Source organism: Paenibacillus sp. FSL K6-4396, from assembly GCF_038002525.1.
GTDB classification, from domain to species: domain Bacteria; phylum Bacillota; class Bacilli; order Paenibacillales; family Paenibacillaceae; genus Paenibacillus; species Paenibacillus amylolyticus_B.
In genome coordinates, this window is the sequence record NZ_JBBOCR010000001.1 from 6,772,714 (window position 1) to 6,788,237 (window position 15,524).

The window sequence follows — 15,524 nt, forward strand, 5'->3', positions numbered from 1 at the left end:
GCCCTTCAGAATTCAAGCAATATCGCTTATCGTCCGAATGAGGTCAAGGCAGGCATCTTCTCGCAAATGTTAACTTCCGTATATTCAAAATTGGACAGACTTCTCCCGTTGGTCAGAAAAGTATGAACAATGCCAGCCATAGCAATCGGCAGCTGGCTAATACGGTTGTTAAGCATCTCGTGATTCACCTGTCTTCACCTCCCTTGTCATAATTAATGTCAATATATCACAGACGAATGCATTCCTGCAACCATCCCATCACCTGATTCAATCTTACTGTATAAAGGTTTCATTCTTCCGCTTAATTCCTGCCCCGTCGCCGAAGCACCACATCCCTGATCGCCACCGTAATGAGTGTTAACATTCCCGCGGTACCCAGCGATACGCCAAGCAGGGCATATCCGATGCCGTTCCACCCGCCAATATCGATGCTGATCATGATTACAACGGCACCGCTGAGCAAGGCCACACATGGCAATATATACTGAACCCATGTCATTCGCCGTCCTTGTAAACGGTAGATCAACCATTCAATCAGCAATAATGCGACCCAAACAAGGAGTGTCAATATAATAAGACCTTTCACTCATGCTCCCCTCCCTCACACATTCTCCCAATACATATTGACGCTGAGCATTCTGATACGTGTAGAGTTTATCACATAATGAAGCCCACCATTCACAAGAGATGAAGTTCGTGAATGGTAGGCTTCAAGGGGGCTCCGAGAGATGAAATGGGAGTCGTTCTTATGGTGACTTGCAACAGCGACCAGGTTTAGTAAAGGCTCACACTTTCAGCCTTACGCTGCTCATAACGCAGTCCTTTATACAAGTCTGCCTTGCCCACGGAATTGAACAGATTCATTTTATAACGAATGACGTTTTGAGCCTCAACAATGCAGTCTGGGTAAATGGCATTTGGGTCCCATAATTCCGTGGTGCTTAGAATTTCACGGGCCTTTTTGAAGTATGCATGTTTCATATCGCTGGAAATATTGATTTTACATATCCCCAACTGAACGGAGTCGGAGACCTCCTGATCAGGGTTTGCGGACCCCCCGTGCAGAACGAGAGGGATGTCTACCAATTGATTGATTTCTCTCAGAATATCCATTTGCAACTCCGGTTTAATATGTTTGGGATATATGCCATGGGCTGTACCGATGGCCACCGCCAATGTATCGATACCCGTACGTGCCACAAAATCTTCCGCCTGGGCCGGATTCGTGTAAGTTACTACGGATACACCGCCCTCGATAGAATTACCGGTCTGCCCAATCGTCCCCAATTCCCCCTCAACAGATACGCCGACGGAGTGTGCAAGCTCCACCGCCTGTTTAGTAATAGCCACATTGTCTTCATAAGGGAGCAGAGAACCGTCAATCATGACAGAAGTAAATCCACACTTGATCGCCCGGATGATATCAGCAATGGACCCACCATGATCAAGATGGATCACCAGTGGAACATGGCTGGCATGTGCACGCTGGCTGGCATATGCGAAAAATTCATCCGTCAAAAATTCAAGCTCCGTCGGGTGAATGGCGATGATTGCCGGGGAATTGGAATGCTCCGCCTCCTCAATCACAGCTCTCAAAAATGTACTGTCTGCCACGTTAAATGCTCCCACCGCGAATTGGTGTTCCTTGGCTACTTTAAGCAGCTCCTTCATCGTAATCAACATGAAACACATCTCCTTTAGATTGGTTTAATAAAATGTAAGCGCTATCTATATGGCGGGTATTACTCCACTTTGAACACAATGTCATCGAAGGTTACGCTTTCGTCTTCGGTATCGTCGAATTCTTCATCCATCGCCGTAACTGGCTTCTTTAATAAAGATAAGGTTACACCACAGATTCCGGTTCCAATGAGAAGAGACAACATAAACAGCCATGGATGGGTGAAGAGGGGTACAACGAATAATCCCCCATGTGGCACCGGAGCCTCAACGCCCCAGATCATAATCAATCCACCAGCTACCGCTGAGCCGATGACACAGGAAGTCACCACCCGGATCAGATCCCTTGCCGCAATCGGAATGACACCCTCCGTGACCATGCAGATTCCCATCGGGAATGCGGCCTTTAACGATTCTTTTTCTGCTGCCGTATATTTGTTTCTCGTCAGGAAATACGATAGGGTAATCCCTAATGGTGGAATAATGGAGCCGACAAACTTGACAGCCTCAGGCCCATAGATACCTTGGACTAACATCCCATCAGCAAACAGTGACATCGTTTTATTCACAGGTCCTCCGAAGTCAAAGGTGGCCATCAAGCCCAGAATGGCACCTAAAACAAATTTGGACCCCCCCTGCATCGATTCAAGCACCTGGGTAAGACTGTCCTGTAACCAGACAATTGGCTGACCAATGACAAGAAAGATACCTAAACCAGAGATCAATGTAGCCAGAAACGGAATAACGAGAACAGGCATTAATCCTTGCATGGACTTTGGCAGCTTCACATATTTACGGATACCGAGTACGACATAACCCACCAGAAATCCGCCCAGCAGCCCACCAATGAACCCCGCTTGAATCTGACTGCATATAAAACCAACAATTAATCCTGGAGCAATTCCGGGACGGTCCGAGATCGAATAAGCAATCGCTGCGCAAATTAAAGGGACAACCAGCCCCATGCCCCAACCGCCGATTTGGTTAATCATATACGGAATCGTACCTTCCGCCTTGCCCACATCGGCTCCTCCCAGAATTTGTCCCAGCGCGATACACAGCCCTGAAGCAACGATCAAAGGAATCATATAGGAAATACCTGTTAACAGATGACCTTTGATGACTGAACCTGCGTGATTGGATTTTGCGCTCATCGCCCTGCCTCCCTTGTTATGAGGATACCCCTAAAGACTGCTCCACCTTTTCAATGAATTTAATCGGGGCTTTAATGACCGTCTCGGTTTTGACTCGAATGATCCGTTTGCCTTTGAACCTTTCTTCTCCACCGATTTTGATATCTGCAGCCACAATGACAACATCAGCTGCCCCGATCTCTTCCCTGGAAAGCTCGTTTTCTGTTCCTATGGTGCCTTGGGTCTCTACTTTGATCTCATGACCACGCGCTTTTGCACCTTTGATCAATTTTTCCTTGGCAATATACGTGTGGGCAATACCAGCAGTGCACGCGGCTACGGCTACAATGTTCATCAGAATCCCTCCAAATGATGTATTGTGCTCCATATTAAAATCCTGAATTGCCATGTTCTACGATACGCTCTCTCTGCTAGCAAACAGCTCCATAATCTGGGCCGGGTCCGGCTCATGCATCAAACGTTCCAGTACCTCTTCATCAGCGAGCATACTCGCAACTTGGACCAACAGCTTCATGTGGGTTGTATTCCGGTCTACAAGCCTTACAGCAAACAAAATAACGACATGGACAGGTTTGCCGTCCAGGGTCTCCCATTCAAGCGGGTGCTCTGTTCGTCCGATGGTGAGGGAGGTCTTGAGGACCGCCGCCGATTTGCCATGAGGGATCGCAACGTGGTTCTCCAGGCCAGTCTGACCCTCTTCTTCTCTTAAATAGACGTCTTTGATAAACTCTTCTTTGGAGGAAAGGACACCTTCCTTTGCAAGCAAATCCGCCAATTCCTCGATGGCTTCATCCTTGGTTCGTGCTTTTAGATCCAGCTTAATCAACCGTTCGTTGATAATCTTGGTTATATCCATAATGGTCCTCCTCCTGATCGTGCTTGGACTGTAATATCTCGAAAAGCTCCTGTGGTGTAGTTACTCTCATGATCTGTTCATACATGCGCCTGCACATCAACAAGCTCTGTATTTCTATCAATAATTCAGTTAGTGGCCCATCCTGGAAGAAAGCGATTACAATTTCCAATTTGCAATTGGTCGGTTCGCCTTGAATGACATTAAAACCGACGATGGGATTGACGTTCACATCACTGCGGATCAGGAAAACCGACAAATGGTTATTCAGCTTAGCCTCGGCAAATGTCCGGTTCTCCAGATTAGCGCCTACGTGTTGGAGTATGGATGCAAACAGCTTCAGACGGGATGCTGTACCTTCTGTATATTGTTCCTTCGTATTCGTTTCAATCTGTACATAAGATGGGTGGAAGTACGCCCTGAGCAGTGGAAACGAAAACACCCTGTTTTGATGTTGATTCAACCTCGCCTCGTTAAACTTCGCCTTTATTAAGCTGACATCCGTGTCATTTAATAGCGCCGAGACATACACAACTGGCAAGTCATGATGCTCCAGTTTCACGGTTGATATAATCAGATCAATGTCCGTCCAATCCTCCATACGCTTGAACCAGCTTGTCGAAATGACATCAACGACTTCCCATTCGGGAAATGAACGATTGATCCGGTTTTTCAGCAAGTGAGATGTCCCTATTCCAGTGGAGCAGACCAGAATAACTCTTTTCTTTCTACTGCTTTTCTCAATGGATGCCTGAAAATAAAGGACCAGGTAACTTATCTCGTCATCACTAAACGAATTCAATCCGCAGGCTTGGGCCATGGGCAGCATCCCCAAACGGACCAGAGAGAATATCTCGGCATACGCCTCACGTATATCCTCCAGCAGAGGATTATTAATGGAAATGTTGTATTTCAGACGATTCAGCATCGGTTTGAAATGAATGATCAGACCCTTGTACAATTGTTCGTCTGTTGTGAGATCACGCCGGATCATCCCGGATACAGTCTGAATTAATTCCTTGACCATCACTTTAGACTCTGGACAAACCTTGTCCATCAGACCAGACAACTCAAGATTAAGGGACGGAACACTCATGCCTGATGAAATCAGATATTGATAGATGAAATAGATCTCTTCACTTGGTAATTCCAATCCGCATAGCTCACTGATTTGTTGGGCCATGGCTTTTGCGATGGAATGCACATGAGGGTCAGTTACGGGATGATCAGGAATGCCGTCAGCCAATCGAATGACCTTGCCACTCTTCAGTCTGCGGATACAAATTAGCAGGTGAGTCAGCAGGTTGATGTAATAGGGATCGCCTATGGTATATCCTAATTGCTGCTCGGTTTCTTCCAGAATACGTTGAATCCCTTGAACTGAATCGCAGCCAAAATGTTCTATCAACTCAACTAGTGTGTTACCATCAATCCGAGATTCATGCTCTTGTTCTCCCGCCCGTTCTTCACTCACAAGTTCATTAATGAGAGAAGCCATGGCTTTGCGAATGTTAATCTCTGAACCGATCAGACGGGTACCGAGCTGGCTTTTTTCCAGTCGGAGCTGAAAGGGTTCAATTCGTTCTTCAATGGCCTTGAGATCATTCACAATCGATGCCTTGCCGATAAAGTATTCTTCTGACAGCTTGTTAATCGAGGTTTCCTCAGGAGAATCATATAATAAATTCGTCAATATTTTGATTCTCCTCCCCTCTACGGAAAGGGTTGTCACCACCCTTTTTCCCGAAGCCCATTGCGTTCTTCTCAGCTCCATCGTCTGTTCCTGGGTTAAAGCCAGCGCAATACCTCTTCCCGGCTTCCGTTCGAGGCGAATGCCGCGAATATGCAAATTGTGTTCCAAGGCGTTTAGTTCCCTGTAAATCGTTTTTTCCGACCAGTTCATGTGACCGGCTATTTCTTTGACCGGAACGAAATCCCTACGCTCCAATAGAAAATGCAAAATCTGATATTCTCTCGGAGATAGCGCTTTCATTTGAGGATCACTCCTTCCTTACGCTCACAGCATAACACTCGTATTTTTTTTGTTAAATACTAAAATATGTCCATTTCATTCGGGTCAAAATAATATACCCCCCTGTTGATCGCTTTCAGAGCACCCGTTGATTTAGGTATAACGAAAAGGCTCCTGATCGGATTGCCTACCCGATTAGAAGCCTTTTCGTCTCTGTTTTCGATTCACCGACTGAATGTGTTATCGTTGCTCGTCCTACCCTTATTGCTCAAGTTGATTTACCGGAACCTCAAGCCGTTTATATCTGCATACATATGGCATCACTTCAACCAGTTAGCAAAAAATTCGCGGTACCCTTCTTTCATCTTCGTGCGCGAAAAAGCACCAAAGGCATACTCCCGGTTGTCTTCTGACACACTGCGCGGCGCAGCCGCAGCCATGTTCACCAGTTCAAACCAGTTATCCTCGTTGCCTGCAAAGGCATGCGTGGATCGAATGTGACCGTAGCAAGCATGCTCCGGTTTCACGACCATTTTGCCCATCGCCATCGCTTCCGTCAGCGGCATCGCAAACGTATCAAAGGCTGAACAGCTCCAATACACCTTGGCAGAGTTCATCAACGTAAATATCTCATCCTGCGTGAGCGCGAACTTCAGCTTCACGTTGGCAGGAATGTCGTACTTCTTCATGGTTTCCTTATAGCGAACACCGCCAAACACCATATATACTTCCTTGTCCGGGTTCTGCCGAGCATATTCCAGCACCAGATCCGGTCGACGATTCGCTTCATCCCTACCAATCCAGAGCACCCGATTATGCACGACCTGGCTCGGGTCATAGTGCCGGTTCGCCAGCTCTTCGCTAAAGCCAATCGGGATGACGTTCACGTCATGTACGCCGAAATTGCGACCAAGTTCTGTTTTCAAAAACTCCGTCTGTACAACCGCTTTATCCACCATCGTATAAAATGGCTTCATCATCTCATATCCCGTTAGCGCGGGATCGGGGAAACTGTGCGGGAACAGTACACTCTTTGGTAAGAACATCTTCAAAAACGTAAACCCGGATACGGTGTAGATGACATGCTCTATATTTTGGCTATGAATCTGGTCCAGCACGATATCGTAGTTCACCAGGTCACCTTTCTCATGCTCATAACCCGGCAACCAGTCGTATCCGCTGACATGACGCTCCGGCGAGATGAACACAATATCCACGCCCAGCTCCAGACCAATCTGCTTCAGTCGATCCGCAAATACGCGTGGCCCCTGTGCTTCCGTGAATTGAATTTTACGCATAACAAGTCCGACTTTACGCAAGCTTCTCACCCCTCATTTCTATTCCTCACCCATGTGCTTCATGCACTGTTCCAGCGTCGCTGCCGTCTCATGCCACTGGTTACGCAACTGTTCCTTCGGCCACACACATTCCTCACTTCTCAGGTCACCATCAATCAAACGCAGCATCCAGAGCGAAAATACAATAGCATAGGCGTTGTACCATCCTGCAAAAGAATCCCGTTCAATCTGCACGCCCAGGCTCTCTAGTTTGTCCAAATAAATGTCTATGACCCGCTCTCGCAAAGCAGGCGTAACCGTTCTGGGAAACAGCGGATGCGAGAGATCAACTAAGTGATGTATATCCCACAATGGCGTATTCATATGGGCATGCTCCCAGTCCAATATGACCAGTCTGCCGTCCACCTCCGCCATATTTCCGGGATGCAGGTCTCCGTGACACAGAACAGTAGGAAGCTCTTCTTCTGCCGTGAGGATCAACCTTGAGATCTTGTCCCAATCGGATGCGGATAGCTGCATACCCAATCTGGATAACAGTTCATCGGTAAATTGCCTATGCATTTGCAACTCATCCAGCATCGTGCGAATGGACGGTTTCTGGCCCACGCGAGGCAGCTCACTCCAATCCGTAACAGGCAATGCATGCCATGCTGCCATATGTGCCGCTGCATCAAGCATCGTCGCCTCTCGCGAATCATGCACCAGTTGCCCCAGATCCTCATAGATCATCCAGCTCTGTGCCGGTGCAATGGTAAGATCCGACGCTGCAATGAGTTGTGGATAAATCGGTGGTAGGCCAGACATCACACGCTCGTACATCCATCGTTCTCGTCCGTGCTGTGCAGGATTCGTCAGCGGTTTGAAAATATAACTTTCACCAGTAGGAACAGTGAATCGCTCCACATATCGTCCGTTCATTCCTTTATACAACTGTTCGCGGCTTGTTATATAGTGATCATTCAGCAATCCTTCGGGCGTCACCCAGCTATATGCATCCATCTCATCTTTCACGCAATCCACCATCCGTTTCGTTCTTCCTGCTGCTCCGATGTTGATTTCTATTCATCATACGTTGCCTCTCTCAAGCCTGCAAGCTTTGGTCGTAAGCGCTTATTCCATGTCTCCATTCAGAGTTTCAAAATTGCTTATTGCATTTTGGTTAGTAATCACTTACTATACAATCATGAAGAACAAATCTCATGTGGATAGCAAAAAGAAAGATATCCTACAAGCGGCGATGCGCTTGTTCGCAACCAAAGGCGTTGACGGCATATCCGTCAAAGAGATCGGTGACGCCGCCGGAGTAACCGATGCGGCGATCTACAAACATTTTAAAAACAAAGATGCCGTTGCCCTGGAAGCCTTCACCCAATACTGCGCGGACTATACTTCACTGATTGACGGGTATGTTCGCCAGGAAGGTCCCGTGTTGGAACGCTTCAAGCAACTGATTACCGAGGTTCTTCACCTGCATGATGAAGATCCCTACGGGCTGCTGCTGATTTCACAGAATCATGAAATATTCATTGAAGCTGGAAGCAGCGAGGATTACCGTCAACCATTGGATGCGTTGATGGATCTGATCGATCAGGGAATCATGCGGGGTGAACTGCCTCAACAGGATTCACGGCTCACAGCCGTTCTGGTGATCGGTGCGATTACACGTATGGCAGTCTCCAGTATGCAAGGTGAGCTACCGGAACTGTTGGTACCTTATACGGGTGAGACTGTTCATCGTCTTGCATCGATGTTGGGACACGTCCCTCAGGAATAACGAGGGCGATGGTCCGTCATTCTGATCATGCCGAACACCAAGTAAGGCTCAGTGCTACACGTTATAAAAAAAGAAATTTCAACCATACGATCAGATATACTGATCGATTACCGGGTCATACGTGACCTTTTCTTTTTGCACATGAGGTTAGTGTTCATTAACTAAAATAGTCAGGACGTGTCGTCATCATGAAGAAAATATTAATCATCCAAGGCAACCCCGTTTCCCCAAGTTACAATGGCGCAATTGCCGAAGCTTATCGTAAAGGCGCTGTGCAGGCAGGCGCCGAGGTCCGCGTGATCACCCTGAACGAGTTGGCATTCAACATGAATCTGGAGGGAGGCTATCGTAATAAACTGCCGCTTGAACCGGACTTGCTAGAAGCACAAGAGGCGATTAAATGGGCCGAACATCTCGTATGGGTATTCCCGATTTGGTGGGGAGGACCGCCTGCCCTGCTGAAAGGATTCGTTGACCGAATCTTCATGCCAGGTTACGCATTCAAGTACCAAAAAGGAAAACCTTTCCCGGATCAGCTGCTCAAAGGCCGCACCGCTCGCATGATCACCACGATGGATGGTCCTAGCTGGTACTTCAAATGGTTCCAAGGTGAGCCCGCACACAAAATGATGAAAATCTCCACCTTTGCGCTGACAGGCATCAAACCAGTTCGGATAACACCTGTAGATGTGGTGGGAAAACAGTCCGAGGAACAGAGAAAGAAATGGTTGGAGAAGATCGAGTTGCTTGGTCGGAAGATGGGGTAAAAGATTTCTGCAAGAAATCCTCATCGGAAGTATAGGTTTCTCTCCAGATGTTCACCTTATAAGTTAAATCAAAAATCTGGGGATAAGCGTAATTCAAAGGTAGTCCTGTAATTTGAGTGGTGTAAGTGTAATTTTAGTTTAACTTATATCAGAAAGCAGGAAATGTGCCTATTCCCAGGTACAAAAAAAGGGTTGTCCCCTACGTCTTGTTCAAGGCGTAGGGGACAACCCTTTTAGCATTCATTTTAATTATGGTCTAACGAATCTTACACACGTTAATAGCTCCATTTCCGACAAGTCTTCCGTTTAACGAATCGTAGAAGCGTTATTCTCCCAATCTGTATGTGCTTTCGCAGGTTTTGGCAGGTTTGCACCGGAATAACTTCACTGAGGTTCGTTACATTTTGCATTCCGCGCTAAATCGCCATTTAACGATCACTCGGTTCGTTAGCGACTTCGCATCCATAATGCAGTGGAGCAACCATGTTAAGCAACTCCAGCTAACAGCCATCTACAAATACAAACAACGCATTACCTAAACGAAATACGACCCGACGGATGCTCAGGCAAAATGGACGATACCAACTGCTGCACAGCTGGATGATCCGACTGCATTACCGAATCCCCGGCATCACCGCTATAGACAATCCTGCCCTGATCCATTACGGTAATACGGTCACAGATGGTCATGGCGGCCCGAATATCATGCGTGATAAAGAGGTACGACAACCCGTAGGACGCTCTTAACTCCGTCAGTAAGGATAAGATTTGTGTCTGGTGCACCATATCCAGGCTGCTAATCGATTCGTCCAGTACAATTAACTTCGGCTTGAGCGCGATGGCTCGTGCGATGTTGACCCGCTGTAATTGCCCACCGCTGAACTGGTGCGGAAGCTTGCTCCCATCCTCTGGTGTAAGTCCGACCTGCTCAAGCAGTTGTCCAACCACACGCAGTTGTTCTTTTGCCGACAAACGCTCGTAATTATCCAGCGGCTCACCGATAATCTGCGCGGCAGTCATAAGCGGATTCACAGCCGAATAACAGTCCTGGAACACGACTTGCAGATCACGTCGTAATTCCTTAAGCACGGGTTTGCTGGATCGATAGATATCCTGTCCTTGAAATAAAACCTGACCCTGTCTGGGCTTCTCCAGACCAAGAATGATTTTGCCCAAGGTACTTTTACCTGCCCCGCTCGTACCCAGCAGTCCCAGACATACACCTTTCTCAATCGTAAGTGAGATGTCTGCCAGCACAGGAGGACGTGCTCCCGAACGATCCAGCCAATTGCGTCTGCCATAGCTATGGCTTACTTCACGTACCTGAAGCATCAGGTCATCCTCCTCTCTTGTACTTGGCAGAAGCAATCATCTCCGAAGAAGACGAAATTACACATCATCACCATGTCCATTCTACTCCTACACTACCCACTCAAAATACAGTTCATACCGGCTCCACACATACACTCACTGAACGATTGAACTCACGAACTCACCTGTAATCGCTATCGTCCCAAAGACATACTGGGTCTAGCATTTAACAACATCCGGGTGTACTCATGCTGCGGCTGATCGAACAGTTGGTATACATCTGCCTGCTCTACAATTCGACCCTGCTGCATAACCGCGACTTCATCTGCCATTTGCGAGATCACACCCAGATCGTGGGAGATGAGCAAGATGGATGTGCCGTATTCGGTACGCAGCCGATCCAATTCCTGAAGCACCTTCAACTGATTCACAACATCCAGTGCCGTTGTTGGTTCGTCAGCAATTACCAGGGCGGGGCGCAGGCACATCGATATGGCAATCATCACCCGCTGCAACATCCCACCACTCAATTGGAAGGGATATCGCTTCATCAGCTTGGCCGGTTCGGGTAAGTTCATATCTGCCAAGGCAGCAATAGCCCGCTCTCGGGCCGCGGCTTTGGACATTCCCGCATGCGTACGCAAAGTTTCAATGAATTGAGATCCAATCGTATATACGGGTGTAAAAGCATTCATCGGATTCTGCATAATAAATCCGATGTCCTTGCCTCGGATGCGCCGCATCTCCTCGCCAGACAACGAGCCCAGCTCCCGTCCATTCAGACGGATGCTGCCCGATACCTCCATCCTGCGCGGATCAAGCAGGTGGAGCAGTGCGTTACATGTAACCGTCTTGCCGCTGCCGCTCTCGCCGACCAGACCGAAGACACGACCTTTTTTCAATTCGAAATCAATGGGCGCAAGTAACGGGACGGAACCCTCCGCTGTTCTAAGATTCACTTGCAGACCACGAACTTCGAGTACTTTCGCTGCATCATCCACCGTTACGTTCACCCCCCATATACCTTCAGTTCTGAACCACTACCTTTTTGCAATGCCATAACGCTCGGATAATGCTTCGCCCAAGATGTTGAACGTAATGACCACCAGTAGAATCAATGCACCCGGGTAGATCATTAACTCCGGATGACTGCGAATATAACCCGTTCCTTCATGAATCATGGCGCCCCACTCTGCATTGGGTGGTTGGATGCCAAGTCCCAAGAAGGACAGTGCGGATATATCCATAATCGCCCAGCCCATCTCCAACGTACCCATGACAACAATGGGACGCTGCACGTTGGGGATGATATGTTTACGAATAATCGTCCATGAAGAGGAACCACTAACTCGCGCCGCCGCGATAAAATTCCGTTCCTTCAGACTCACGACCATGTTCCGGCAGATGCGTGCATAATACACCCACTGTACCATCATGAGGGCTAGAAGCACCTGCATCAGACCTGGACCAAAAATCCCCACAATACCGAGCACCAGCACCAGATTCGGAAACGCCATAATGCCTTCACACAAGCGCATTAGCAAACTGTCCACCCAGCCACCAAGGTATCCGGAGATCGAACCCACAATGACACCAATGAGCAGAGAAGACAGAAAAATCAGAGTAGCAAATCCAAGCGACACCCGCGCACCATACATCAGCCTGGTGAGATTGTCGCGTCCGAGATGATCCGTTCCCAGCCAATGCTCAAGCGATGGACTCGCCAGCTTCTGCAACAAATTCACCTTCACCGGGTCATGAGGAGCAATCCATGGAGCTAATAACGCGACTATGAAGAAGAGCAATATGATCACAGAGCAGATCTGGATGGCTCTCTGTCCTTTAAATATCGCACGCCATTTGTTTATCAATGTTCTGCCCGTCCTTTCGCTGAAATCCGTGGGTCCATAACGAGCTGCACCAGATCAACGAGCAGATTGCATACGATGAACAGGCATGCCGCCAGGAAGACATAACATTGGATCACGGGAATATCCCGGTTAAATATCGCATCGACAAAATAACGCCCGAACCCCGGCCAGGAAAACACCTGCTCTACAATAATGGTGCCTGTGAGCAGCTTGCCCATACTCATCCCCATCCCCGTAATGAGGGGCGATATGGCGATTTTCAGGACATGTTTGAGCATAATCACTCTTTCGCGAATCCCGCGTGTTCTTGCATACTTTACATATGTCTCCTGCAATTGCTCCAGTACACTGGAACGTAACAATCGGGTGTAGACCGCAATCAGGATCATGGATAGTGTTACCGTAGGCAGAACCAGATTCTCCCACGATCCACGCCCCTCCACAGGCAGCCAGTCCAGCTTCACCGAGAAAAAGAAGATCAGCAGGTAACCGAGCCAGAATTGCGGAATAGATGCTCCAATATAGGAAATGGCCCGGCTGACCATGTCAATCCAGCTATTCTTGTACACTGCGGCCAGTATTCCCAAAGGAATACTTACCAGAGCCGATAACAACATACTCCAGAAGGCTAGTTCAGCCGTAGCCGGAAGCCTTAATTTCACTTCATCCCATACGGGTTTATTGGTGAGGTACGAGGTGCCGAAGTCGAGCTTGGCAATCTTCTGAATCGTATGCGCATATTGGGTTAACAAGGGCTGATCCAGACCGAATTCATGTCGCTTTTGCGCAAGCAGCTCCGGTGTTGGATAGATATGAGCTGCTGTCAGATAAGCCTCGGCCGGATCAACTGGTGAGATATGAATAAGTGCAAAGGTAACAAGTGTAGCGATAAAAACGATAGGAATGATCGCGATCATTCGTTTACCAATATAGCCGATCACCAAACGTTCCTCCCTTTCATCAAGCTACATGGCCTTACCAAGGACCATCCACTTCCCTAATTAAAGTACTTACTATTTATTGATTGCCCAGTTCAATGCCTACAAACGGATTTTCATCACGGTTCGCAGGGAAAATAAAGTTGGAGATTTTCTTCTGATATACAGCCGTTTTCTTAATATAAGAGATCGGTACGATCGCCGATTGCTCCTGAAGTGTTTTCAAGATGGAGCCATATAACTCCTGGCGTTTCGTCTCGTCTGTAGATGACAGGGCTGCATGCACCTGATCGTCCAGTTCCTTTTTCATCGGCAACGCACTCAAGGTCTCGGAAATCCCGAATCCAGGGCTTGCCACAACGTTAATGAAGGAATGAGGATCATACGGAGCGCCATAGTTATACCAGAAATACAGGTCAAAATCATTGGCTTTCAAACGTTTGATCTGTACCGTCAGTTCCAGTCCCGTGAGGTTTACTTTAACCCCCAGCTCGCTCCATTCTGCCTGAATGGTCTCCGCCATCGCTTTCTGAATCGGGTCCGTTTTATCAAAAATCATCTCGAAATCAAGCTGCTGACCGTCTTTCTCACGAACCGTACCACCAGCCGGTAACTTCCAGCCCACTTCATCCAGTAAAGCTTTGGATTTCTCAACGTCATACGTGATCGGTTCCAAGTCTACATTCGTGTACGGATAGTTTTTGGACAGTACGGTATCGGCTGGTTCTTCCAAACCGGAAGTAACACCTTCCACCATCGCCTGTTTATTAAACCCTTGCTGAAGCGCCATCCGTACTCTGACATCGGACAGCTTCGGATTGGAAGAGTTCAGCAGCAAGCTGCGAGTGCCTACCGGATCAGACAATTGGGTCACATATTCATCATTGTCACGCAGTTGTTGGAACGCATCCAGACTGATCACACCTTCACCATAGATCAGGTCGAGATCACCTTTTTCAAAAGCGAGTACACGGGTTTCACCGTCAGGAATGATTTTGACCGTAATCTGATCTACCTTCGGTGCTGTTCCCCAATAGTTCGGGTTACGCTTGAAGACGGCATATTCGTCCTGCTTGTATTCAGCCAGCATCCACGGACCAGTACCCACCGGCTCTTTGATGCCTTGGGATGTATCTCCGTCATCCGGGAATCCGGCTTCACCCAGGAAGCGAAAAGGACGAACTACCGACAAGTCCTGAAGAACAGGATAATACGGCTCTGTGAGTGTCAATCGGAAAGTCTGATCGTCCACAACCTCGGTCTTGTCGAGCACACCTACAATGCCCAACCAGCTATGTGTATCTTTATTTTTCATTACAGCGTCAAAATTCTTTTTCACAATCTCAGCATTAAATGGCGTACCATCTGAGAATTTCACACCTTGGCGAAGCTTGAATGTATATACTTTGCCGTCATCGGAGATGGTCCATGATTCTGCCAGAGCAGGTTCCAGTTTTCCGTCCTTCTGGTAACTGATCAGCGGCTCATAGAGCATGGATTGGGCAAATAATTGCGAAGGATTGTACGTATGCGGATTCATTGTACCGATATCACGTGGCCATGACATCGTAATCGACTTCGTTGATGTTTGATCCGAAACCGCAGATGAGGATTCATCTCCACTTCCTGTATTGCTGCAACCCACGATAACGAATAGCAACAAGAGCATAGTTGCCAGCGTGAGCGCCGAAGATTTGCGATGTTGTACAGACATGGATGTTGAACCCCTTTTCTCTATTTCATGATAATGATTCTCATATTCATCCATTAAGAATAGGCAGGAGTCCTCCTTTTGTCAACAAAATTCGACATGGTATGTGTTGTTACTAAAATAGCCAAAAAACCTTTCCTGTGGGAGGAAAGGCTTCTTGACCTGAATGAGAGTTACAACTGGAAAAATGAGCTC

At 47.7% G+C, this 15,524-nt stretch carries 16 protein-coding genes; 2 read left to right on the top strand and 14 right to left on the bottom strand.

Annotation, left to right across the window (positions count from 1 at the left end):
- Window positions 1–26: 26 nt before the first annotated feature.
- The 9 genes from MHB85_RS29565 to MHB85_RS29605 form a co-directional block, all read right to left on the bottom strand.
- Window positions 27–188 carry a hypothetical protein gene (locus MHB85_RS29565; protein WP_017691697.1) on the bottom strand — a complete coding sequence of 54 codons (162 nt, stop codon included), beginning with the start codon at window positions 186–188 and terminating at the stop codon, window positions 27–29.
- Between the two features lie 113 nt (window positions 189–301).
- Window positions 302–568, bottom strand: a complete 267-nt coding sequence (locus tag MHB85_RS29570) for a YesK family protein (RefSeq protein ID WP_274599295.1) — start codon at window positions 566–568, stop codon at window positions 302–304.
- 206 nt (window positions 569–774) lie between these two features.
- Window positions 775–1,683, bottom strand: a complete 909-nt coding sequence (locus MHB85_RS29575) for a ketose-bisphosphate aldolase (protein WP_192135178.1) — start codon at window positions 1,681–1,683, stop codon at window positions 775–777.
- 59 nt (window positions 1,684–1,742) lie between these two features.
- On the bottom strand, window positions 1,743–2,834 hold the full coding sequence (locus tag MHB85_RS29580; RefSeq protein ID WP_192135181.1) for a PTS fructose transporter subunit IIC: 1,092 nt from the start codon (window positions 2,832–2,834) through the stop codon (window positions 1,743–1,745).
- A 16-nt stretch (window positions 2,835–2,850) separates the two neighbouring features.
- The gene (locus MHB85_RS29585; RefSeq protein WP_124116715.1) at window positions 2,851–3,168 is read right to left on the bottom strand and encodes a PTS fructose transporter subunit IIB; all 318 of its coding nucleotides are present in this window, start codon (window positions 3,166–3,168) and stop codon (window positions 2,851–2,853) included.
- 57 nt (window positions 3,169–3,225) lie between these two features.
- Window positions 3,226–3,690, bottom strand: a complete 465-nt coding sequence (locus MHB85_RS29590) for a PTS sugar transporter subunit IIA (RefSeq protein WP_192135183.1) — start codon at window positions 3,688–3,690, stop codon at window positions 3,226–3,228.
- Window positions 3,653–5,680 carry a BglG family transcription antiterminator gene (locus MHB85_RS29595; protein ID WP_192135185.1) on the bottom strand — a complete coding sequence of 676 codons (2,028 nt, stop codon included), beginning with the start codon at window positions 5,678–5,680 and terminating at the stop codon, window positions 3,653–3,655. The genes MHB85_RS29590 and MHB85_RS29595 overlap by 38 nt, the downstream gene beginning before the upstream one ends.
- A gap of 299 nt (window positions 5,681–5,979) precedes the next feature.
- Entirely contained in the window at window positions 5,980–6,978 is a 999-nt protein-coding gene (locus MHB85_RS29600; protein WP_192135187.1) for a glycosyltransferase, read from the bottom strand.
- Between the two features lie 18 nt (window positions 6,979–6,996).
- Entirely contained in the window at window positions 6,997–7,980 is a 984-nt protein-coding gene (locus MHB85_RS29605; RefSeq protein WP_341074114.1) for an aminoglycoside phosphotransferase family protein, read from the bottom strand.
- A gap of 160 nt (window positions 7,981–8,140) precedes the next feature.
- On the opposite strand from MHB85_RS29605, the gene MHB85_RS29610 reads away from it, so the two are divergent.
- The gene (locus tag MHB85_RS29610) at window positions 8,141–8,731 is read left to right on the top strand and encodes a TetR/AcrR family transcriptional regulator (RefSeq protein WP_341074116.1); all 591 of its coding nucleotides are present in this window, start codon (window positions 8,141–8,143) and stop codon (window positions 8,729–8,731) included.
- A 185-nt stretch (window positions 8,732–8,916) separates the two neighbouring features.
- A complete protein-coding gene (locus tag MHB85_RS29615; protein ID WP_341074292.1) occupies window positions 8,917–9,498 on the top strand; it encodes an NAD(P)H-dependent oxidoreductase in 582 nt (193 codons plus the stop codon).
- 531 nt (window positions 9,499–10,029) lie between these two features.
- Here MHB85_RS29615 and nikE read toward each other — a convergent pair.
- The 5 genes from nikE to nikA all read right to left on the bottom strand — a co-directional run bounded on the left by nikE (window position 10,030) and on the right by nikA (window position 15,332).
- Window positions 10,030–10,830 (bottom strand): nickel import ATP-binding protein NikE, encoded by an 801-nt coding sequence (gene nikE / locus MHB85_RS29620; RefSeq protein WP_341074117.1) that lies wholly within the window; start codon window positions 10,828–10,830, stop codon window positions 10,030–10,032.
- 173 nt (window positions 10,831–11,003) lie between these two features.
- Window positions 11,004–11,810, bottom strand: a complete 807-nt coding sequence (gene nikD, locus MHB85_RS29625; protein ID WP_341074294.1) for a nickel import ATP-binding protein NikD — start codon at window positions 11,808–11,810, stop codon at window positions 11,004–11,006.
- A gap of 39 nt (window positions 11,811–11,849) precedes the next feature.
- Window positions 11,850–12,680 carry a nickel ABC transporter permease subunit NikC gene (gene nikC, locus MHB85_RS29630; RefSeq protein ID WP_341074118.1) on the bottom strand — a complete coding sequence of 277 codons (831 nt, stop codon included), beginning with the start codon at window positions 12,678–12,680 and terminating at the stop codon, window positions 11,850–11,852.
- On the bottom strand, window positions 12,677–13,621 hold the full coding sequence (gene nikB / locus MHB85_RS29635) for a nickel ABC transporter permease subunit NikB (RefSeq protein ID WP_210109358.1): 945 nt from the start codon (window positions 13,619–13,621) through the stop codon (window positions 12,677–12,679). Before nikB ends, nikC begins: the two co-directional genes overlap by 4 nt.
- A 76-nt stretch (window positions 13,622–13,697) precedes the next feature.
- Entirely contained in the window at window positions 13,698–15,332 is a 1,635-nt protein-coding gene (gene nikA / locus MHB85_RS29640; protein WP_341074119.1) for a nickel ABC transporter substrate-binding protein, read from the bottom strand.
- Window positions 15,333–15,524: the final 192 nt, after the last annotated feature.